Source organism: Methylobacterium sp. 22177 (assembly GCF_052045615.1).
GTDB lineage: Bacteria > Pseudomonadota > Alphaproteobacteria > Rhizobiales > Beijerinckiaceae > Methylobacterium > Methylobacterium radiotolerans.
The window spans coordinates 57,099-76,680 of sequence record NZ_JBQEPK010000011.1 but is presented as its reverse complement, the minus strand read 5'-3'; the positions used below and the strand labels follow the sequence as shown (position 1 = coordinate 76,680).

15 protein-coding genes are annotated in these 19,582 nt (G+C 68.9%); 9 read left to right on the top strand and 6 right to left on the bottom strand.

From position 1 onward, the window contains the following. A partial coding sequence (locus ACTJK8_RS12855) for a DinB/UmuC family translesion DNA polymerase (RefSeq protein ID WP_440762009.1) occupies positions 1 to 750 on the top strand: 750 nt, incomplete at its 5' end. 466 nt (positions 751 to 1,216) lie between these two features. Here ACTJK8_RS12855 and ACTJK8_RS12850 read toward each other — a convergent pair. From ACTJK8_RS12850 to ACTJK8_RS12835, 4 genes are all read right to left on the bottom strand, one after another. Beyond that, entirely contained in the window at positions 1,217 to 1,807 is a 591-nt protein-coding gene (locus ACTJK8_RS12850; RefSeq protein ID WP_024827433.1) for a hypothetical protein, read from the bottom strand. A gap of 18 nt (positions 1,808 to 1,825) precedes the next feature. Continuing rightward, positions 1,826 to 3,001, bottom strand: coding sequence for a zinc-dependent alcohol dehydrogenase (locus ACTJK8_RS12845; protein ID WP_012329963.1), 1,176 nt, complete (start codon positions 2,999 to 3,001; stop codon positions 1,826 to 1,828). 494 nt (positions 3,002 to 3,495) lie between these two features. After that, positions 3,496 to 3,747: a hypothetical protein gene (locus ACTJK8_RS12840; protein WP_024827435.1), complete on the bottom strand. Its 252-nt coding sequence runs from the start codon at positions 3,745 to 3,747 to the stop codon at positions 3,496 to 3,498. A gap of 234 nt (positions 3,748 to 3,981) precedes the next feature. Beyond that, entirely contained in the window at positions 3,982 to 5,142 is a 1,161-nt protein-coding gene (locus ACTJK8_RS12835; protein ID WP_127992967.1) for a peptidoglycan-binding domain-containing protein, read from the bottom strand. Between the two features lie 82 nt (positions 5,143 to 5,224). Between ACTJK8_RS12835 and ACTJK8_RS12830 the strand changes: the two genes are divergently transcribed. From ACTJK8_RS12830 to ACTJK8_RS12820, 3 genes are all read left to right on the top strand, one after another. Continuing rightward, positions 5,225 to 5,587, top strand: a complete 363-nt coding sequence (locus ACTJK8_RS12830; protein WP_440762008.1) for a hypothetical protein — start codon at positions 5,225 to 5,227, stop codon at positions 5,585 to 5,587. A gap of 108 nt (positions 5,588 to 5,695) precedes the next feature. Then, positions 5,696 to 6,793: a two pore domain potassium channel family protein gene (locus tag ACTJK8_RS12825; protein WP_127992969.1), complete on the top strand. Its 1,098-nt coding sequence runs from the start codon at positions 5,696 to 5,698 to the stop codon at positions 6,791 to 6,793. 66 nt (positions 6,794 to 6,859) lie between these two features. Beyond that, positions 6,860 to 7,705, top strand: coding sequence for a Crp/Fnr family transcriptional regulator (locus ACTJK8_RS12820; RefSeq protein WP_058607630.1), 846 nt, complete (start codon positions 6,860 to 6,862; stop codon positions 7,703 to 7,705). Positions 7,706 to 7,779: 74 nt separating this feature from the next. Here ACTJK8_RS12820 and ACTJK8_RS12815 read toward each other — a convergent pair whose 3' ends face one another. Then, a complete protein-coding gene (locus ACTJK8_RS12815; RefSeq protein ID WP_127992970.1) occupies positions 7,780 to 9,681 on the bottom strand; it encodes a PAS domain S-box protein in 1,902 nt (633 codons plus the stop codon). A gap of 1,038 nt (positions 9,682 to 10,719) precedes the next feature. Here ACTJK8_RS12815 and ACTJK8_RS12810 point away from each other — a divergent pair. From ACTJK8_RS12810 to ACTJK8_RS12790, 5 genes are all read left to right on the top strand, one after another. After that, on the top strand, positions 10,720 to 11,427 hold the full coding sequence (locus ACTJK8_RS12810; RefSeq protein ID WP_440762007.1) for an SRPBCC family protein: 708 nt from the start codon (positions 10,720 to 10,722) through the stop codon (positions 11,425 to 11,427). Positions 11,428 to 11,438: 11 nt separating this feature from the next. Further along, positions 11,439 to 12,608 (top strand): zinc-dependent alcohol dehydrogenase, encoded by a 1,170-nt coding sequence (locus ACTJK8_RS12805; RefSeq protein WP_024827442.1) that lies wholly within the window; start codon positions 11,439 to 11,441, stop codon positions 12,606 to 12,608. A 44-nt stretch (positions 12,609 to 12,652) separates the two neighbouring features. Next, positions 12,653 to 13,783 carry an SMP-30/gluconolactonase/LRE family protein gene (locus tag ACTJK8_RS12800; protein ID WP_440762006.1) on the top strand — a complete coding sequence of 377 codons (1,131 nt, stop codon included), beginning with the start codon at positions 12,653 to 12,655 and terminating at the stop codon, positions 13,781 to 13,783. A gap of 606 nt (positions 13,784 to 14,389) precedes the next feature. Next, positions 14,390 to 16,762 carry a GAF domain-containing protein gene (locus tag ACTJK8_RS12795; protein WP_440762005.1) on the top strand — a complete coding sequence of 791 codons (2,373 nt, stop codon included), beginning with the start codon at positions 14,390 to 14,392 and terminating at the stop codon, positions 16,760 to 16,762. A 180-nt stretch (positions 16,763 to 16,942) separates the two neighbouring features. Next, complete coding sequence (locus ACTJK8_RS12790; protein ID WP_076729931.1) at positions 16,943 to 17,404, top strand: low affinity iron permease family protein; 462 nt, start codon at positions 16,943 to 16,945, stop codon at positions 17,402 to 17,404. Positions 17,405 to 17,492: 88 nt separating this feature from the next. On the opposite strand, the gene ACTJK8_RS12785 is transcribed toward ACTJK8_RS12790, so the two are convergent. Then, on the bottom strand, positions 17,493 to 19,472 hold the full coding sequence (locus ACTJK8_RS12785) for an AI-2E family transporter (RefSeq protein ID WP_440762004.1): 1,980 nt from the start codon (positions 19,470 to 19,472) through the stop codon (positions 17,493 to 17,495). Positions 19,473 to 19,582: the final 110 nt, after the last annotated feature.

Below are 19,582 nucleotides of genomic sequence, written 5' to 3'. Positions count from 1 at the left end.
GACGTCGCCGAGGTCTGGGGCATCGGCCGGGCCTCGCTCGCCAAGCTCCAGGCGATGGGCGTGGAGAGCGTGGCGGACCTGCGCGATCTCGACCCGCGGCCGGTGCGCAAGGGCCTGACTGTGGTGGGCGAGCGGATCATCTACGAGCTGCGCGGCGCGGCCTGCCTGCCGCTGGAGCTGGTGCCGGCGCGGCGCAAGGGCTGCGCGGTGACGCGCTCGTTCTCCAGCCGGATCACCGAGCGGGCGGTGCTGGAGGAGGCGGTGGCCGCGCACGCCACGCGGCTCGGGGAGAAGCTGCGGCGCGAGGGGCTGGGCACCAACCACGTCACGCTCTTCTACCACACGAGCGAGCACGATCGGGACGAGCCGATGCGCTCGGTCTCGACGACGGTGCAGCTGCCGGAGCATAGCTCCGACACGCTGGCGCTGATCAAGGCGGCGCGGCACGGGGTGGCGCGGACCTGGCGCGAGCCGGGCGAGCGGCCGTGGCGGTACTCGAAGGCTGGGATCGTCACGAACGACCTCGTGCCGCTGTCGCACAGCCCGCGGGCTCTGATCGGCGCGCTGGACCGCGAGCGCTCGGGCCCGCTGATGGTGGCGATCGACGCGTGCAACGCGCGCTGGGGCCGCGGCGCCGTCGTGCCGGCGCGGGCGGGGCTCGTGAACCGGCGCGACTGGACCACGAGGTTCGAGATGCGCACGCCGCGCTACACGACACGGGTCGGCGAACTGCCGGTCGCCCATGCGTGAACGGCTTCCGGAGTGCGTGGGTGACCGCTGAGGTGGATAGGTTGGGTCGGTAGGAGGCCGTCCGTTATTCCGGCGCTCTTTCCCCGAAGCGGACAGGCCGCTTTCGGCCGGACCGCGTCACGCCGAAGCGTCATCGCGCGCAAGATCGGACATTCAGCTTCGCACCCGTTCCCGTCGCTGATTCGTCGAGGGGTGAGTTCCTGAAAGCAGACATAAATGGATTTTCATCCACAACCGCATAACCGCACCACGCGACATGCCATCGTAGATTTGCGACAACCGAAAAATGGGCCCGGGTACAGCTGCACGCGTATAGATGGTTGGTGGGCGATACGCCCGTGAGCCGCCCAGCTCAGGAAGAGCACAAACAATTCGGCTCATCGAGGCCAATCTGGACGGTGCCGGCTCGCTCACGCGACGCGGTCAGCCGCCCAGGTAAAGGGGCTCTGCTCCGGACAGCCCTGCCTCAAGCTGCAGTCGTCTTCTTCGACACCGCGGCGAGAGCTGGGGCGTGTCGAAGGTCGGACGGTGTCTTGAAGTCCCGGGCGGCACCGCGGGACGCCTGGACGCCGCGCGGAAATCCGCTGCGATCCCGGTAGGAGCGTTTGCGGCCCACCGCGCGGCTGTGCCGCGCCGTGCTGGTCTGCGCGTCGATCAGGTCAACCGCCGTGATACCGACCAGCAGCGCCAGGGCAACGGCGACATTGCCGCGCTTCGGGTTGTCCGGCCGCAGCGCCGTCAATACGGTCGCGATGTCGAGGCCATCGCCCGCGACCCGGCTCCAGAGCCCGACGTTCTTGTCGACCGACAGCGAGAGGATGCCGCTGCCGATCTCCCGGGCACCGTAGACGCGCACCAAGGCCTCCTTGCCCTCCATCCCCAGCGCGCGCGTGATCCGCCCGGGCGCCAGGAGTTCTGTGAGACCCAGCCCGAGGCTGAACCAGCCCAGCCCCTTCGCGAGGCTGTCCGGCACGCCGCGCGAACTCGGCCCGGATCGAAGCACCTTCGGATCGCCCTCTGACCGCGTGATGTTCGAGAAGCTCGTAATGTTCGTCATGATCTTCCTCGCGAAGGGTCAGGGTTTGAGAACGACCTTGATGCAGCTGTCCTGCTTGTCCCGGAACGTCCGGTACATCTCGGGTCCTTGATCGAGCGGCACCTCGTGCGTGATGACGAAGGAGGGGTCGATCTGCTCCTCCTCGATCCGCCGCAGGAGATCGCCGGTCCAGCGCTGGACGTGGGTCTGTCCCATGCGGAACGTCAGGCCCTTGTTCATCGCCGCGCCCATCGGGATCTTGTCGACCAAGCCGCCGTAGACGCCCGGGATCGAGATCAAGCCGCCCGGTCGGCACACGTAGATCATCTCGCGCAGCACGTGCGGCCGGTCGCTCTCGGCGAGGAGGATCTGCTTGGCCCGGTCATAGACCGTGTCCGGCAGGGAAGGTGTGACGTGGCTCTCCATGCCGATGCAGTCGATGCACTTCTCGGGACCCTCGCCCCCGGTCAGCTCGTTGAGGCGCTCGACGACGTTCTCCTCGTCGAAGTTGATGGTGATGGCGCCCCCGGCCTCGGCCATCTCCAGCCGCTCCGGCAGGTGGTCAATCGCGATGACCTGCTCGGCGCCCAGCAGAATGGCCGAGCGGATCGTCATCTGGCCGACAGGCCCGCAGCCCCAGATCGCCACGGTGTCGGTGGGCTGGATGTCGGCCTGTACGGCCGCCTGCCAGCCGGTCGGGAAGATGTCCGAGAGGAAGAGAAGCTTCTCGTCAGGAATGCCCTCGGGCACCTTCTGGACCGTCGCGTCGGCGAACGGCACGCGCAGATACTCGGCCTGGCCGCCCGGATAGCCGCCGGTAAGATGCGAGTACCCGAACAGGCCCGCCGTGGTGTGGCCGAAGACCTTGTCGGCGAGGTGCTTCTTGCGGTTACTCCGCTGACAGACCGAGAAATAGCCGCGCTTGCACTGGTCGCACTCGCCGCAGACGATGGTGAAGGGCACGACGACCCGGTCCCCCTTCTTCACCTTCCCATTGAGCCCGCACCCGGTCTCGACGACCTCGCCCATGGTCTCGTGGCCCAGGACGTCGCCCGGCAGCATCGCGGGAATGAAGTTGTGAAACAGGTGCAGATCCGAGCCGCAGATCGCGCAACTCGTCACTTTGACGATGACGTCGCGCCCGTCCTCAATCTCCGGATCGCTGACGGTGTCGCAGCGGATGTCCTCCTTGCCGTGCCAGACTAGGGCTCGCATTGCCGTCTTCTCCTATCGGCCGAGGGGCGGGAGCCAGATCCGGCGGTACGACCGTTCCGGACTTGGGCGCTCGCGGGGATGGGGTCCGTGTTGCAACGAGGCGAACCGGGGACCCATCCGCCCCGTTCCTGCGGACAATCCCCTAGGAGACCTCCGGCGTGGGCAGGCGTCCCGGTCCGGGAAAGGATTTCCGGCGCGGCGTCTGAGATCCGCGTGAGGTTGACGGAGGAATCGAGTTTGCCTGCAGGACGCGGGCCGCCATCGTCGCGCCTCGTGGGTGTGGCGGCGATCCGTCGAGACGCCACCGTCTGGTCCGGTCGAGAGCTGCCGCAGGCGCGCCGGGCTCTTCCGCCGCGGAACGGCGCTCGCCGAGTCCCGCGGCGCGAGGACCGCGCCAGCGGCGAAGCGTCTCCCGGCATGTTCTCGGGCGAGGGCATCCGTCACGGCACCGCCCGGCGGAGCCATCCAAAGCTCGACACTTCGCTCGCGCGCCGTCAGAGCTGATCGCTGCCGGTGCCTCGAGACGTCGATGGCGGATCGCATCTCCGGACGAAGGCCTGTGTGGCCCGGATCGAGCGCAGGGTGCCTGGATCTGCCCCGCGCTCCAGCGCCTCGCGCTCGAAGGCGCGCAGTTGCTCCAACAAGTGGAGACGGCCCTGGGGAACCGAGCTTGGCAGCCGCTCCTGCATAAGTGCGACCAGTCTGCGCATCATCGGATCGTCGACGGCTCTGGGTAGGCTCTGCATAGAGCACCTCGTTCGGGGCGGCCGACCGGTCCGGCCGGTCACGCGACGCTCGACTTCGCCGGATCGGGCAGATCTGACTGCCCGCCAGAAGGATCAGATCGTGCCGCCTGCGCCTCCGACCCGGCTCCCGTAAGAGCCGGGTCGGATCGTGCGATGCGCGCTGCGGGGGCGAAGGCCTGTCGAAGCGCTTCCGAGAACGAGGCGCCGGCGGCGGGCCACCGCCCCCAACTCCGGCTAGCGTGCGCCCGGCGCTGCGTGCGCGTCGCCGCCCTGGCCGGCGGCCGCGTCGGATTTCGCGGTGCCGCCATCCGCACCGCCCGATGCGGCGGCGCCCGAACCGTTGAAGGACCCGGTGGTCTGTGGGTTCGGATTGCCCGGCGTATTCGCACGCGCCGTCATGCCGCCCATGAACTCGCCCCGCTCCCAGCGCGACATGCCGACCGTAGCCAGCAGGTTCGTGGTCAGCGTGCCGGTGGGCTCCAGGCCCTGCGCCTGCTGGAAGTGCGTCGCGGCGATCGTCGTGTCGTTGTTCCAGTTGCCGTCGAGGTGCCCGGCCGCGTAACCCCGCTGGTTGAGCACCTGCTGGATCTGCCGCACACCGTCGGCATTCATGGACAGCGGCTCTCCGGGGCTGTCCGTGCGCTCCACGGCGATGCGCTGGTTGTCGACCTGCCGATCGCCACCCGAGCCGGTCGCCTGACTCGGCTGTGGCCGTGCCGCGTTTGCGGCCTGCGAGCCTGTGCCGTGCCCGGCCGAGAAGATGGAATCGGTCAGGCCGAGGGCGGCAACGAGGCCGACCTCGAGCCGTCCCGTCGGCTCGAGCGCATGCGCCTGCTGGTAGCTGCGCGCCGCCTGGACGGTCGCGGGGCCCCAGCGGCCATCCACCTGTCCCGTGTTCCAGCCCTGCTGGTTCAGCGCCTGCTGGATCTGCCGGATGCCGGCCGGGCTGACGTAGAGGGGCGTCCCGCGGCTGTCCGCGCGCTCGACGACGATGCGCTGGTTGTCGGCCTGCTTGGTGCCTTGATCACCGCCCTGGCCGCCCTGCCGGTCGCGGTTGCCGAAGATGATGTCCTGTTCGAGACCGAGACCGTAGACGAGCGGGATGGTGAGCGAGCCGGTCGGCTCCATGTTCTGCGCCTGCTGGAAGCTGCGCGCCGCCGCCGCGGTCTGCGGGTTCCAGCGGCCGTCGACATTGCCCGTGCTGTAGCCCTTCTGGGTCAGGGCCTGCTGGATCTGCCGCACGCCCGCCGAGCTGACGTAGATCTGTGTGCCCTGCCCATCCGGCTGATCCTGCGTGACGCGCTGATTGCTGACAGACGATTGTTGAGCCTGCGCGTTACCGCCGGCCAGGGCCACGATCATCGTGCTCGCGAATAAGACCTGCTTCAGTTCCATAAAGACCTCCTGATGTGGACTTATGGCTGAACCGGGCCGGCCTGCACCCGTTTCCTGCGGACGAATCCATAGGAAGTACCCGATGCGGGCGCATTTCTCAGACCGCGCGCGAATTTATCGGAGGATCGGATCGAATCCGCATCGAACCTACGGAGATGCCCGGATCCTTGTGGGCGACGCCGACCGTTACTTCTTCTCCCACGCGCGCCGCGGCTGGCCGCTGGCCTGGAGTGGCGCCATGATCGATCTTGTCCCGGATGCGGACCGTGATGCCTGCGCGCGCGAAGCTGCCGCGGCCATCGAAGCGGTGCTCGACCACCGGTGCCCGGAGCTGAAATGCGCGTTCTGGGGCGCGGTCGAGAAGCGATACCGGCTCGACACCGAGCCCTGCGGGCGGCTGCCGGCCGAACCGAGTTCGTCTCTGGATGCTCGGCCGCCTGCCTGATCCCGACAGGGATTATCCTAAGGATGGGTCGCAGGAACGGGAACGGCGACGGCCGGTTCGCGACGAGAGTGGCGCCTACGGCGCACAGGGCTTCGCGACAGGCTGATCATGGTGTCCGTTCTCGAACGCGCGTCGGGCGTCCTCGTGATGGGGATCGTTCTCCTCGACGTCTTCCTGACCGTTCTCTACGCCCGCATCGGCACCGGCCTGATCGCCGAACGGGTCGCGCATCTCGCCTGGATGGCCTTTCGCCGCGCCGCCGAGGCGACCGGGACGCACCGCGGGGCAGTGCTGTCCTTCTGCGGACCCGTCATCCTCCTCCTCTACGTCCTGTTCTGGGCCGTCGGCCTGACCCTCGGCGCCGGGCTCATCATCCATCCCGGGCTCGGGACCGGCGTGCAGGCGGCCAGCGGCCCGACACCCGCGGACTTTCTCACCGCGCTCTACGCCGGTGGCAGCAGCATGGCGATCGTCGGCGCCAGCGACTTCAAGCCCACGACAGACGCCTATCGGCTCGTCTACTTGGTGAATTCGCTGATCGGCATGTCGGTGACCTCGCTGGTCCTGACCTACGTCATGCAGGTCTACGGCGCCCTGCGGCAGCGCAACGCGCTCGGCCTTCAGCTTCATATCCTCTCGGCGGGCACCTCCGACGCGGGAGAGCTGCTGGCCCGGCTCGGACCGCGCGGGCAGTTCAGCGGCGGCTACAGTCACCTCGTCTCTCTCGGCCAGGGGATGGCCGAGATGAAGGAGACTCATCACTTCTATCCAGTGTTGTTCTACTTTCGCTTCCGACAACCTTACTATTCAGTCTCGGCACAAGCTTACCTCGCGCTCGACACTGCGTCGCTGATCCGCAGCACCATCGCGGGCGAGGACACGGCATGGTTGAAGGAGGCCGCGGCGATCGAGGCACTCTGGCGGGTGGCCCAGATGCTGGTCGTCACCCTCGAGGCGACCTTTCTGTCGATTGATCCGGCAGTCGTGACGGGCGTCGATCCGCTTGAGCGGCAGCGCTGGCGCACCCATTGGGAGGCGGCGGCATCCCGGCTCGCCGAGGCCGGCATCGCGGTCGCCCGAGACGAGGCAGCAGCGCAGGCCTATGTCGACCTGCGCGCGCGCTGGTGGCCGCACATCGCCCGGCTTGCGCCCGCGATGGCGTATCGGAGCGAAGACATCGAAGCGCGCGGATCGGAGAGGTCCTAAGGAACGGGCCGGATGTACGTCCGGCGCCGGGACAGGTGAATAGGGCCCGTCTTCGGAGAGGCCCTTATGGAGACCGTCGTCCCCATGACCGTCACGGATACCGCCGTTTCCAGGCGTGTTCGTCCGCCACGGCCGTCGGCTCCGGTAGGAAGCGAACCCAGATCCGCGCTGATCCGCAAGCTCGAGGGGCTTGCCCCGCTCACGGTGCCGGATCGGGCGGCGCTCGCGGGCTTGACTCGGTATGTTCGGCCGATCGCGCGGCACACCGCCCTCGTGGAGCAGGACGGCGTGGCCGATCATGCCCTGATCGTCGCGGCCGGCTTCGCCGGCCGGCTCAAGCGCTGCGCGTCAGGCCGGCGCCAGATCCTCGCCTATCTCATCCCCGGCGATCTCTGCGACCGGGGCGCCATCCACGGCTACCCCCTGGACCACACGATCGAAACCCTGACCCCCTGTCGGATCGCCGAGGTCCCGCGCGCGGTCTACTTCGACCTGCTCGACCGGCATCCCGGTATCGCGCTGGCGCTGCAGAGGGCAAAGCTCACCGAGGAGGCGACTGCCCGCGAGTGGATGGCCAATATCGCCATGCGCTCGGGTCCCGAGCGCATGGCCCACCTTCTGTGCGAACTACTGGAGCGCCTCGGGTCGATCGGCGAGACCGCGGCCGGGCAGTTCGATATGCCGCTGACCCAGAGGGAGCTGGCCGAAACGCTCGGTCTGTCGAGTGTCCACGTGAACCGCGTGCTGCAAGTCCTGCGGCGCGACGGATTGATCACGCTGCGCGGACGTCGGCTGCGGATCCTCGCGCCGCGCCAACTTCGCCAACTCGCAGAGTTCGAGGCGGGGTATCTCTCACCCTCGTACCGGGCGCGGGGCGCCGGCTCTCGCAATGGTGTGCGACCACCGGCCTGACGCAACGCCGATCCTGGCTTCCGCGACGCCACTTCCGTATCCGCCGCCGCTGCGAGGTGCCGAGCGGACCGCAACTACCGGCCGCCGGGCTCGGCCTTGCCGCCCTCCTGCTGGGCGGGGCGCACGCCGGCCGCGGACGCGATGAGGACGGCCTCGGGCAGGGTATGGGCGCCGAGCGTCTCCATGAGCCGCGCCCGATGGATCTCCACCGTGCGCGGGCTCAGGCCCAGCGTCCGGGCGATGGTCTTGTTGGTGCCGCCCGCGAGCAAGCCCTCCAGCACCGCGCGCTCGCGCCCGGACAGAGCCGCGATCCGATCCTGAGACTCGTCGAGCGCGCGCGACCGCTCGGCGACGTCGCGGATCCCGGCTAGAGCCGTCTTCACGGCGAGGAGCAGCACCTCCGTTGTCCAGGGCGCTTCGAGGAAATCGACCGCCCCCGCCTTCATGGCGCGCACGCCGATCCCGACATCGCACCCGCCCGCCCCGACCGCCACGACGGGGAGGTGCGCCCAAGACGCCTTCAGCTGGCTCGCGGTCACGAACGCGTCGGTGTGCTCCAAGTCCAGCACGACGCAGCCCGGCATCAGGGAGCCCGCCAGCTTGAGGAGGGCCTGATCGCTCGCGAAGGCCTGAACGGCGTACCCGGCAGCCTGCAGGGCGTCGACAAGCGCGTGCCGGGCATCCTCCCCGCCCGTGACCACGTAGGCACGCGGGCTGGTCACGACGGTGACGTCCTGCGCGATCCCACCCACGAGCCGGACGCGCCCGTGCTCCGCCGGGATCGGGAAGAATGTATCGCGGATCCGGCGCACGGCGTGGTCCGACGCGCGCAGGATCCGGTACTCCAGAACCACGGTCTCGCCGTCGCTGACACGCTCAAGCGCGTGCGCCGCGGCGTCACGGTCCTCCGGGTGGACGCTCTCGAGCCAAGCCGCGAGATCCGGCATATCCGCGCAGGGCATGCCCCAGACCTGGACAAAGGCCGGGCTGAGGTAATCGAGCCGCCCGCTCGTCAGGTCGGCGAGCCAGAGGACGTTTGCCGAATGCGCGGCGTAGCGCCGAAATCGGGCCTCGCTCTCGCGCAGAGCCGCTTCGGCGCGCTTCTCCCGATCGACGTCCTGCACCACAACGATGGCTTGCCGAACAACGCCATCGCCTCCTTGGACCGGAATGCCGCTGATGCGCATCCAGCACTCGTCGCCCTCACGGGTTCGGTGCAGGAAGCTCATGTTCTTCACGAGTTCGCCCCGCATCGCCCGCGCGAAAGGGTAGTCGTACGGGCTGACGACCCGGCCCTCCGCGTCGAAGCCCGTCCAGCGCGGCGGCACCTCCGGATCGAGAGAGGGCGGCCAGCCGTCAGGGAGGAATCTGCGATAAAGGGGATTGGTGATCAGGGCTTGCCCGTCGGCCCCGAAGAGTCCGGCCCCGAAAGGGAGATGTTCGATCAGGGCCTCGAAGCGCGCTCGGTGTGCCTCGATCTCCTGAATGGCGCATCGGAGACGCCGCTCCGTCAGGATCCGGGCGGTGGTTTCATGAACGTGACAGAGGACGCCGCGCACGCTGCCGCGCTCGTCCCGAACCGGCGAGTAGGCGAACGTCCAGAGACTCTGCTCCCGCGTGCCGTGGCGATCCACCGTAACGGTGTAATCCTCCAGATAACTTGCCTCGCCCTGCAGCGCTCGCTCCATCACAGGCCCGATCTGGTCCCAGGCCTCCTCCCAGACCTCGGGGAAAGGACGCCCAAGCGCCTCGGGCTTGATGCCGAGGATGGGTCGGTACGCGTCGTTGTAGAAGCTGATGAGGTCTGGTCCCCAGGCGAGGTAAGTTGGAAAGGCCGAGTTGAGCATGCTGCTCAATGCGTGCCGCAGTGCGTCCGGCCACGCCGCGAGTGGGCCGAGCGACGTGGCTGTCCAGTCACGTTCACGGATGCGGACGGCGACTCGACCGCCTCCCGTGAGGAAATCTCCGGATCCCACGTCGGCTTCCTCACTGGCTTCTGTCGACGTGGCGGATCAGAGCTCGACCCCGGTCTACGATCCTCATGGCCCACCACATCATTGAATCCGTATCGATCGGCGTAATATTAAATATGTTAGCTTGATGATCCTGAGTCCGAACAGGCGCCAGCCGACATGGGCCAAAGAGGGCCGGTAACCATCCGTCGATGCCAGATAAGCTTTTCTGGATCTGCCGCTGCGGCGATTCGGTCAGAGGCCTTCTTGCCTCCGCAGGGTCATTGTTTTCCAGAGCCGCGCCGCTCGGGCTCTGATGGCGTCGGGAGCTGAGCCAGCGGGGGAGGGGCGGCAATTCTGCCCCAGGTCCCGATCTTGCACGGGTCCACCCACCGGATGGGGGTGGCTGAACGTTGACATGCCGCCTTCGCGGATCGCCGGCTCTCGCCGGCCGCTCCGCGCGCGGCCCCGCTGCTTACATGGCGTGATGCTGCGCCCCCGGCCCGGACAGGCGCTCGGAATGCATCCGACGCCTTCGGCCGTGTCCCGCGCACCGTGTTCCGCACGGGAGGGCTAGAGCACGATCGCCCCTCGGGATACCTCAGCGCGGATCGCTCGACGTCCATGCCTGCGCGCGGTGTGCTCGACCGCATGCTCGACGGCGGCACCGACACGAATATCGCCGGGCGGGGAAACTACGATCCGTATACGGTTGCGTGGCACCGCGCGCCTGACGGACCGGCTCGGCGCCGAGATGCTGTCCGAGCTCGTGGCTCCGGCCATGACCGCCCGACGGCGTTCGTCAGGCCGATGCCCGCCAGATCCCCGCGCGAGGATGAGCGATCGATGAACGGAGGTCGGCGCTGCGCCGACGCTTGCCCGCTCGCGCAACGGCCGGGAACATCCCTAGGGTCACCCCTTATCAAACCCGGGTCTTCCAGCCGCTGTTGTCCAAACGCGAAACGGCCGAGCAGATCGGAGCGGGTCGCTCCGCATCCCGCTACGCCGCAGGACCATCACGCAAGTCCGCACTTCGCAGCACTCTGACCAAGGGGGTGACCCGTGGATGATCGACACGGAAACGGCAGACCGCGCGACCCGCGGGGGCATGATCGGGTTCCGGCCGGCTCGCGCGCGCACGCCGGGCATGGCCTCGGTGGTGTCGGATGGGCGCTGGCCGGTGCGGCTGGGGCAGCGGCTCTTGCCATCCTCGGCGCGCAGCAGCTCGGTCAGCCGGGTCGAGGGCGTGCGCGAGAAACCGACGCTCCGCACGGCTGGGGCGATGAGCCCGAGGTCGAGTCTTCCATCACCGTCGAGCGCCCGGCCGACGAACTCTATCGGGTCTGGCGAGATCCGCAGACCCTTCCGCGCATCATGGCGTTCTTGGCGGAGATCCGCCCGAGCGGAGACGGACGGAGCGAGTGGCGCGCCGACGGCCCGCTCGGCCAGAGCCATGCCTGGGTCATGCAGATCACCGAGGAGCGGCCGGGCGAGCTGATCCGCGCGAGCGCGGACGGCGGCAGCGCGCTCGTGACCGCGTGCGAGGTCCGCTTCCGCGCGGCTCAGGGCGGCCGCGGCACGGTCGTTACGCTGCGCGTCCGCTTCGATCCCCCCGGGGGCATGCTGGGCGACGTGGCCGCCCGCTTCTTCGACGGCGTCGTGCCGAAGGAACTCGCGTCGAAAGCGCTTCACTACTTCAAGAGCCTTGTCCTGACCGGCGAGGTCCCCACCACCGATCGTCAGCCGGCGGCCCGGCGTAATTCCCGCTGAGGAGCTTGGACATGCGCGCGCTCTACTGGAACGGCGTCAACGACCTGCGCGTCGGAACCGTCAAGGATCCCGAGATCGTCAACCCGCGTGACGCCATCTTGAAGGTCAGGTTGTCGACCACCTGCGGCTCGGACCTGCATTTCATCGACGGCTACATCCCGAGCATGAAAGCCGGCGACGTGATCGGCCACGAGTTCATGGGCGAGGTCGTCGAGGTCGGGACGGAGGTGCGGCAGGTGAAGAAAGGCGACCGGGTCGTCGTCCCCTCGTTCATCGCCTGCGGTGAATGCTGGTATTGCCAGGAGAAGCTCTTCTCGCTCTGCGACTGCACACACCCGAAGCCGGAACTCCAGGAGCCGCTGCTCGGCTATCCGACAGCCGGCATCTACGGTTACACGCACGCTTTCGGGGGTTATGCGGGGTCGCACGCCGAGTATATCCGCGTGCCGCATGCCGACGTGGACTGCTTCAAGGTGCCCGACGGCGTCGCGGACGAGACGGCCTTGTTCCTCTCCGATGCCGCGCCCACGGGCTACATGGGCGCCGATTTCTGCGGCATCCGGCCGGGCGACACGGTCGCGGTGTGGGGGTGCGGCGGCGTCGGCCTGATGGCGCAGCAGAGCGCGCGGCTGATGGGCGCCGAGCGGGTGATCGCGATCGACCGCTTTCCCGAGCGGCTGCGGATGGCGCGCGAGCACGCCGGGTCCGAGACGCTCGACTACACGCAAGTGCACAGCGTCCTGGAGGCGTTGAAGGAGATGACCGGCGGGCGCGGGCCGGATGCCTGCATCGACGCCGTCGGGATGGAGGCGCACGGCACCGGATCCCAATACGCCTATGACCGCGTGAAGCAGGCGCTGCGCCTGGAGACGGACCGCGGGCAGGCGCTGCGCGAGGCCGTCATGGCCTGCCGCAAGGGCGGCACGCTGTCGGTGCTCGGCGTCTACGGGATGATCGACAAGTTCCCGATGGGCGTCATCATGAACAAGGGCATGACTCTGCGCACCGCCCAGCAGCACGGGCAGGCCTACATGGACCGGCTGCTCACGCATGCCGCGAAGGGTGAGCTCAATCCGGCCTACCTCGCCACCCACCGCTTCTCCCTCGAGGACGGACCGCGCGGCTACGACATGTTCAAGCACAAGACGGACGGCTGCGTGCGCGCGGTGTTTGCGCCGTAGCAGCCGCTGCCCACCGCGAGCCCGCACCTGCCGATGAGGGTATCATGAAAGGCTTCGCAGCCCCTGCAGCCATCACCTTTGCGTTGGCGCTCCTCCTCAGCAGCGCGTCGCTCGCGCAGCAGAATGTCGCTCCGAGGCCGGGTGGAGCGGGGCGGCTGCAGCTCGTGGCAAGATTTGAGCACCAGGTGACCGGGGTGACGGTCGCGGCGGACGGGCGCATCTTCGTGAATTTCCCCCGCTGGACCGAAGATGCTCCCGTCTCCGTTGCCGAGATCACGGGCGACGGCCAAGCAAAACCGTACCCGAATGTCGAATGGAACGCTTGGCGGAACGTCAAGAAGAACGAACTCACGCCGCATGACCACTTCGTCTGCGTGCAAAGCGTCGTAGCCGACGGTCGCGGAAGCCTCTGGGTGGTCGATGCCGCGGCTCCGGCGACCGCGCGCGTCGTGCCGGGTGGACCGAAGCTCGTCCGGATTGACCTGAAGGCCAATCAGGTCGCGCAAACCATCCCGTTCGCCGACGCGGTGGCGCCCCAGGGCAGCTACCTCAACGACGTGCGCTTCAGCCCAGATGGACGGCGCGCGTACCTGACAGATTCGGGCGCGAAGGGCGCGCTCGTCGTCGTCGATCTCCAGAGCGGTGACGCGCGCCGTGTCCTCGACGGACATACCAGCACGCAACCGGAAAGCGGTGTGGTGGTGAGCACGGACGGACGGGAATTGCGCCGGCCCGACGGCCGTGGCGTCGACTTCGCGGCCGATAGCATCGCGCTCTCCCCCGACGGTCGTCATCTCTACTGGAAGGCACTGACTGGCCGGACGCTGTATCGCGTCGCGACCGAGGCACTCGACGATCCGCGCCTGTCCGGGAGAGAGCTGGAAGCCCGTGTCGAGCGGGTCGGCGCCATGGAGCCCACGGACGGCTTATGGATCGACAAGAGCGGGCGGCTCTACCTGAGCGCCATCGAGGAGAACGCCGTGAAAGTCCGGGAGAGCGGTCGCGACACGACCCTCGTGCAAGACGACCGGTTGCGCTGGCCCGACACGTTCGCCGAGGGACCCGACGGCACGATCTACGTCACAAGCTCGCGCATCCAAGACATGAGCTGGTTCAAGCCCGAGAATGGCCCGCGCCTCACGACGCACCTGTGGCGTATCGAAGGGAAGCGGTGACGCGAGGATCGGAAAACGGCGGTAGAGCCAGTCCCTCCGGCAGCCTGCAACGCCGGCTCGAACGATACAGGTGATTCATCAAAGCCGGGCGTGTGAGAGCCGCCCTGCATCACCGGACCTCGCGACCCGGTGATGCAGGGCGGCTCCATAGGACTGACATGAATCGGCGGGAGCCCGTCAACTTATCCGGTAGGCCCGCTCCGAGGCTGTCGCTCCGTTCACAGGCAACGATAGCCGCCTGTGTAGATGTTTCCGACGGGCGGATATTCGCCGGTCCACTTTTCGAGCATCACGGCTTCGCCGTGGCCCGCGAGGCCGCGCGGCGATGGCCGAAGACATGGCGATCGTCGTCGCCTCGGACCGGGCGGATCCAGGCCACAGCGAAATGCGCGAAGGGGCGCTTGATCGGCAAGCCGTTCCTTGCCGGGATGGTGCACGACCACCTCGCGAACATCTTGCCCGACGGGCGCAAGCCGTCCCCGCGGCGCGCTACGGCTTGACCGGCCGACGACCGAGGTTGGGCGGATACCTTTGCCGCCCCTCCGCATTACTCGAACGATGGCGAGATCGAGTGTCGACCGGGATCCGCGGAGCGATAAGCGGCGCATGGACGCGAGCACGGAAGAACAGGGGGCGCCGGTCGATCTGACCTCCTGCGACCGCGAGCCGATCCACGTGCTCGGCACGGTGCAGCCGTTCGGCTTCCTGCTCGCGGTCTCCTCGGACTGGATCTTGGTGCGTGCCAGCGCCAACGCCCAAGAATGGCTCGGACGTCCCGCGGAGGACCTCCTGGGCCTGCCGCTCGATGCGATCGTCGATCGGGAGGCCATCCACCTGCTGCGCGGCCACCTGCAAACCCTGCGCGGGCCCGACGCCGTCGACCGGGTCTTCGGGGTCCGCCTCGTGCCGGACAAGCCCGTCTTCGACATCGCGCTGCACGTGTCCGGCGGCGCCATCATCATCGAGGCCGAGCCCAGCGCGCCGGAGCACCTCAGCGCCGGCAACCTTGTGCGCAACATGGTCTCCCGCCTGCAGCAGACCGCGGAGTTCGAGCCGCTCTGCCGCGAGGCCGCTCGACAGATGCGGGCGCTCACCGGCTTCGACCGGGTCATGGTCTACCGCTTCGCCCCCGACGGCTCGGGCGAGGTCATCGCCGAGGCCGTGCGGTCCGGTCTCGACCGCTATCTCGGCCTGCATTACCCGGCCTCGGACATCCCCAAGCAGGCCCGCGCGCTCTACGAGCGGAACTGGTTGCGTATCATCGCCGACATCGATGCGCCGGCCATCCCGGTGATCCCGCCGCACGATCCCGCGGGCGAGCCCCTCGACCTGTCGCTCTCAACCCTGCGCACGGTGTCGTCGATCCATCTCGAGTACCTGCGCAACATGGGCGTGGCCGCCTCGCTGTCCGTCTCCATCCTGCGCGACGGCCGACTCTGGGGCTTGTTCGCCTGCCACCACACCGAGCCGCGCCACATCTCCCTGGAGCGCCGCACCGCCGCCGAGCTGTTCGGCCAGATGTTCTCGTGGATCCTGGAGAGCCGCGAGCGCGAGGTCCTCGCCGCCCAGGAGGCGCTGGCGCGCGAGACGCACAACCGCCTGATGAGCGCCATGGCTTCGGGCGGTGCCGGCCTGGAGGGGCTGGCGGATTTCGCCGATGAGCTCTCCGGCATTGTGGCCTGCGACGGGCTGGGCCTGTGGGTGAACGGCGAGGTCACGCTGCAGGGCATGACACCGACGCGCGAGGAGTTCACCGGCCTGGTGCGCTTCCTCAACCGCACGGCGGCGAGCCGGGTCTACGCCACGGACGAGATCGGGCGGTTCCACGAGCCTGGCCGCGACTTCAACGAGCGGGCGGCCGGGATGCTGGCCGTGCCCGTGTCGCGCACGCCGCGCGACTTCCTGGTGTTCTTCCGCAAGGAGGTGGCGCGCACCGTAACGTGGGCGGGCAATCCGGAAAAGCCGGCGAGCCTCGGTCCGAACGGCGTCCGCCTGACCCCGCGCAAGAGCTTCGAGGCGTGGCGGGAGGTCGTGCACGGCCGGTCGCTCCCCTGGACGGATGCGGAAGCCCGCACGGCGGAGGCGCTGCGGGTCACGCTCCTGGAGGTGATCCTCCGGCTCAGCGACTCGGCCGAGCGCGAGCGCAAGGAAGCGCAGGAGCGGCAGGAACTCCTCATCGCCGAGCTCCTCACCGTCGAGGCCGCGGCCTACCTCGGCGCCAAAGCGGACCGCGTCGTGCTCGACGGCGTCGATGTCCTGCTCGAACCACAGGCCTTCACGACCATGGCGCTCGTCGTGCACGAGCTGATGACCAACTCGGCCAAGTACGGCGCGCTGAGCGACAGCGGCGGCCGGGTCGACGTTCGCTGGGAGCGGGACGGCTTCGACAGCCTCGTCGTCCACTGGACCGAGACAGGCGGCCCCGCCGTCAAGGCCCCGACCCGGCGGGGCTTTGGCTCGACGATCATCGAGCGATCCGTCCCCTACGAGCTCAAGGGCGAGGCCGAGGTCCGCTACGCGCTGACCGGCTTGGCCGCGCGGCTCTCCATCCCGGCCGCCTTCGTCCGGGCCGCGCCGCCTCGGGCAGTGCGGGCCGCGAAGCCTGAGGGAGTCCAACCCGTCTCGTTCGGCGGGACCGCGCTGGTTGTGGAGGACAACATGATCATCGCGCTGGAGGCGGAGGAGGTGCTCAGTGCGCTGGGAGCCGACGCGGTCGACATGGCGGCCTCCGTCCGGGAAGCGCTCCGCTTGATCGACGCATCGCCGCCCGATCGCGCGCTCCTCGACGTGAATCTCGGGGCCGAGACGAGCGTCGCGGTCGCCCGGCGGCTCGCAGAGCTCGGCATCCCGTTCGCGTTCGCCACCGGCTACGGCGAGAGCTTCCAGGTCCCGCCCGACCTGGGCGACGTGCCGGTGATCAAGAAGCCCTACGGGGCTGACAGCCTGCGACAGGCGTTCGGTCGCTCCCCGCGGCGCTGAGCCCGGGATCCTATCGGCCAGGAGCAAGAGGCACGGTCCCGGAGCGCCCCCACGCCCGGCCTCGCGGTCTCGTGGTGGAACGGTCCAAGCACGTTCGCCGTATCCGTCGTCCGCCGGCGGAACGCTCCCGGGGGCCGCGGGGCTCAGGCGTGCGGCCGAAGATGGTCGGAGGTCGGGACGGTGACTACGCCGAAGGGTTTCGCCGAGTTCTCCTCACGGGTCGCCCGGGCCGCTGGTCGGCCATCGACGTTCGCGACCAGCATCGGCCTGATCGTCGTCTGGGCGGTCACAGGTCCCCTGTTCGGCTACTCCGATGCCTGGCAGCTCGTGATCAATACCGGCACGACCATCGTCACCTTCCTGATGGTGTTTCTGATCCAGAACACGCAGAACCGGGACGGGGCGGCCATCCAGGCCAAGCTCGACGAGCTGATCCGGGCCAGCGCGGCGCAGAACCGCTTCATCGGCATCGAGAACCTGACGGAGGAGGAACTCGACGAGCTGCGCGCCCGTCTTGCGCTACACAATGGCGTCCGGCCCGGTGCCATCGCAGCGGCGGCCGACCAAGCCGAGGCCGCGGCAGACGCCAGGGCCCGCGAGGCGGCGACCCGGGTCGCAGGGGCGCCGAACTACCCGAGCTGACGGGCCCGGCGATGCAGCTGCGGCGCGCGTCACGACATGGGACCGAGCTCGGGAGCCCGGGTTCGGTGAACCGCTCCGGGACGGCCCCTCATCGGATCATGGCGAAGGCCTCTCGATCCCGGACGCCCGGGCCGCGGGTCGTGCCTTCGGCCGCCCTGAGGCATGCCTCGACCGCGTCACGGAGCGAGGACACGTAGACGTCCGCTCCGACCTCCCGACCGAGCGCGGCGTCGGTGAGCACCCGCTCGCCGACCGGCCAGAGGCCGACCAGGACCGGGACGCCCGGCGCCCGGCGCCTCACCCGCTCCAGGAGATAGCGCAGATGCGCCGGGTTCCCGGTGATGTCGAGGTAGGAGATGCACACCATGGCGACGCCGGTCACGTCGAGGTCGCGGATGCCCTCGCGCGAGACCGCCCGGTAGGGCGTCACGCGCGCGCCGAGCCCGTGCTTGCGCAGCAGCTGGGCCAGCATCGCCGAGGAGGCCTCGTCGAGGGGGCCGCGCCCGGCCACGCACAGGACTGGTGCCTCCCCGCGCCACGCCTCAGGCAGTGTGTCCCGCGGCGGTGCCTGTCCCGGCACGGCCTCGGTACGGGTGTGGGTCCGCTCGGCCAGGGTCGGGGTCTCGCTCGGGTTCACCCTCTTGTCGTCGCCCGCGGGTGGCGCGTCGGGATGGTCCTCGAAGTCCTCCACCAGCGAGCGGGCCGAAGCGCGGATGTTGTCGAGTTGCGCCGGCGTCACCACCCCGCGCGCGAAGTCGTTGGCGGCGAGTTGCAGGCCCTTGAGCGCCACTTCGTCGTAATACGAGGAGAGCGAGCGGTCCTTCAGCATGGCCTCGGCGACCTCGCGCACCTCGTCCGGGTCGCCGGCCAGCATGCGCTGGTAGAAGTTCTCCACCGGCGTCAGTGGTGGCCGGTCGCCCAGCAGCACGTCGAAGAACTCCAGGCTGTCCACGTGGCGGCCGAGCACGACGAGGCAGACGGTGAACGGGGTCGCCAGGATCAGGCCGATGGGCCCCCACAGGAAGCCCCAGAACAGGGTCGAGACGATCACCGCGAAGGGCGAGAGCCCGGTGGAGTGGCCGTAGAGCAGCGGCTCGATCACCTGCCCGAAGAGCGGCTCGGCGACGAGGAAGAGCGCCGCGGTCGCGATGACCATCGACCAGCCCGGGTCGACCGCGGCCGCCAAGGCCACGGGCAGGATGCCGGAGGCGATGGCACCGATATAGGGGATGAAGCGCATGATCGCCGAGAACACGCCCCACAGGAGCGGGTTGGGCACGCCGATGAACCAGAGGCCGATCCCGACGATCACCCCGAACGTCGCGTTCATGCCGAGCTGAGCGAGGAAGTAGGTGCCGAGGCGGCCGGCCGCGTCGTCCATGGCCACCGTCGTGCGGTGCAGGTCGCTCGATCCGAACAGGCGGATCATGCGATTGCGCAGGTCCTCGCGCTGCAGGAGGAGAAACACGACCACGACGAGGACGATACCGACGTCGGTCAGCGGTGAGACGATGGGTCCCAGGACCTTCTCGGCCAGCGCGAAGGGCGAGGGCTCGGGCTGCTCCACGCGCACCAGTTGCGCCTTGGGCGTCTCGCCCGCCGGTCCGGTCGCGGCGGTCGTGCCGGCTGCGTCCGCCTTCTGGGTCACGTCGTGCACTTGGTGGTTGAATTTTTGGAGGATGCGGTTGGCCTCGCCCAGCCAGCCCTGCTGCAGGCCCGCGACCTTCCTCTGCACGGTGGCTTGATATTGCGGCAGGTTACCGGCGAGCCCGGCGACCTGGGTGCCGATGACGGCGGCGATGCCGCCGAGAACGCCGAGGGCCAGCAGGACCGCGACGATGACCGAGGGTACGCGCCCGAGCTTGGCCTTCCGCAGCAGGTTGACGACCGGCCCGAGGACGAAGCTGAGCAGCACGGCCAGGACGAGGGGGATGAAAACCTCGCGCCCGAAGTAGAGCGCCGCGACGAGCACGACGCCGACCGCGAGAGTCAGCAGCCCGCGCAGGCCCGGGACGAGCGGCGGCGGGACCTGGGCGGGTTGGCGTGGCAGGGCGTCGTCGACAGGCATGCGGCGTGAATTCCTCGTCGCTGCGCCGACCTCGTGCGGCACACCGTTGGGACAACCTCGTTGCGCGAGCTTCGGCTCATTCGCGGCATGGCCCGGCGATCGATGTCGTC

What these genes read in the sequence shown, in the direction of transcription:
- ACTJK8_RS12850 (WP_024827433.1), bottom strand. Translation starts at nt 1,807, where the DNA reads ATGACGAACATTACGAGCTTCTCGAACATCACGCGGTCAGAGGGCGAT.
- ACTJK8_RS12845 (WP_012329963.1), bottom strand. Translation starts at nt 3,001, where the DNA reads ATGCGAGCCCTAGTCTGGCACGGCAAGGAGGACATCCGCTGCGACACC.
- ACTJK8_RS12840 (WP_024827435.1), bottom strand. Translation starts at nt 3,747, where the DNA reads ATGCAGAGCCTACCCAGAGCCGTCGACGATCCGATGATGCGCAGACTG.
- ACTJK8_RS12835 (WP_127992967.1), bottom strand. Translation starts at nt 5,142, where the DNA reads ATGGAACTGAAGCAGGTCTTATTCGCGAGCACGATGATCGTGGCCCTG.
- ACTJK8_RS12830 (WP_440762008.1), top strand. Translation starts at nt 5,225, where the DNA reads ATGCGGGCGCATTTCTCAGACCGCGCGCGAATTTATCGGAGGATCGGA.
- ACTJK8_RS12825 (WP_127992969.1), top strand. Translation starts at nt 5,696, where the DNA reads ATGGTGTCCGTTCTCGAACGCGCGTCGGGCGTCCTCGTGATGGGGATC.
- ACTJK8_RS12820 (WP_058607630.1), top strand. Translation starts at nt 6,860, where the DNA reads ATGGAGACCGTCGTCCCCATGACCGTCACGGATACCGCCGTTTCCAGG.
- ACTJK8_RS12805 (WP_024827442.1), top strand. Translation starts at nt 11,439, where the DNA reads ATGCGCGCGCTCTACTGGAACGGCGTCAACGACCTGCGCGTCGGAACC.
- ACTJK8_RS12800 (WP_440762006.1), top strand. Translation starts at nt 12,653, where the DNA reads ATGAAAGGCTTCGCAGCCCCTGCAGCCATCACCTTTGCGTTGGCGCTC.
- ACTJK8_RS12795 (WP_440762005.1), top strand. Translation starts at nt 14,390, where the DNA reads ATGGACGCGAGCACGGAAGAACAGGGGGCGCCGGTCGATCTGACCTCC.
- ACTJK8_RS12785 (WP_440762004.1), bottom strand. Translation starts at nt 19,472, where the DNA reads ATGCCTGTCGACGACGCCCTGCCACGCCAACCCGCCCAGGTCCCGCCG.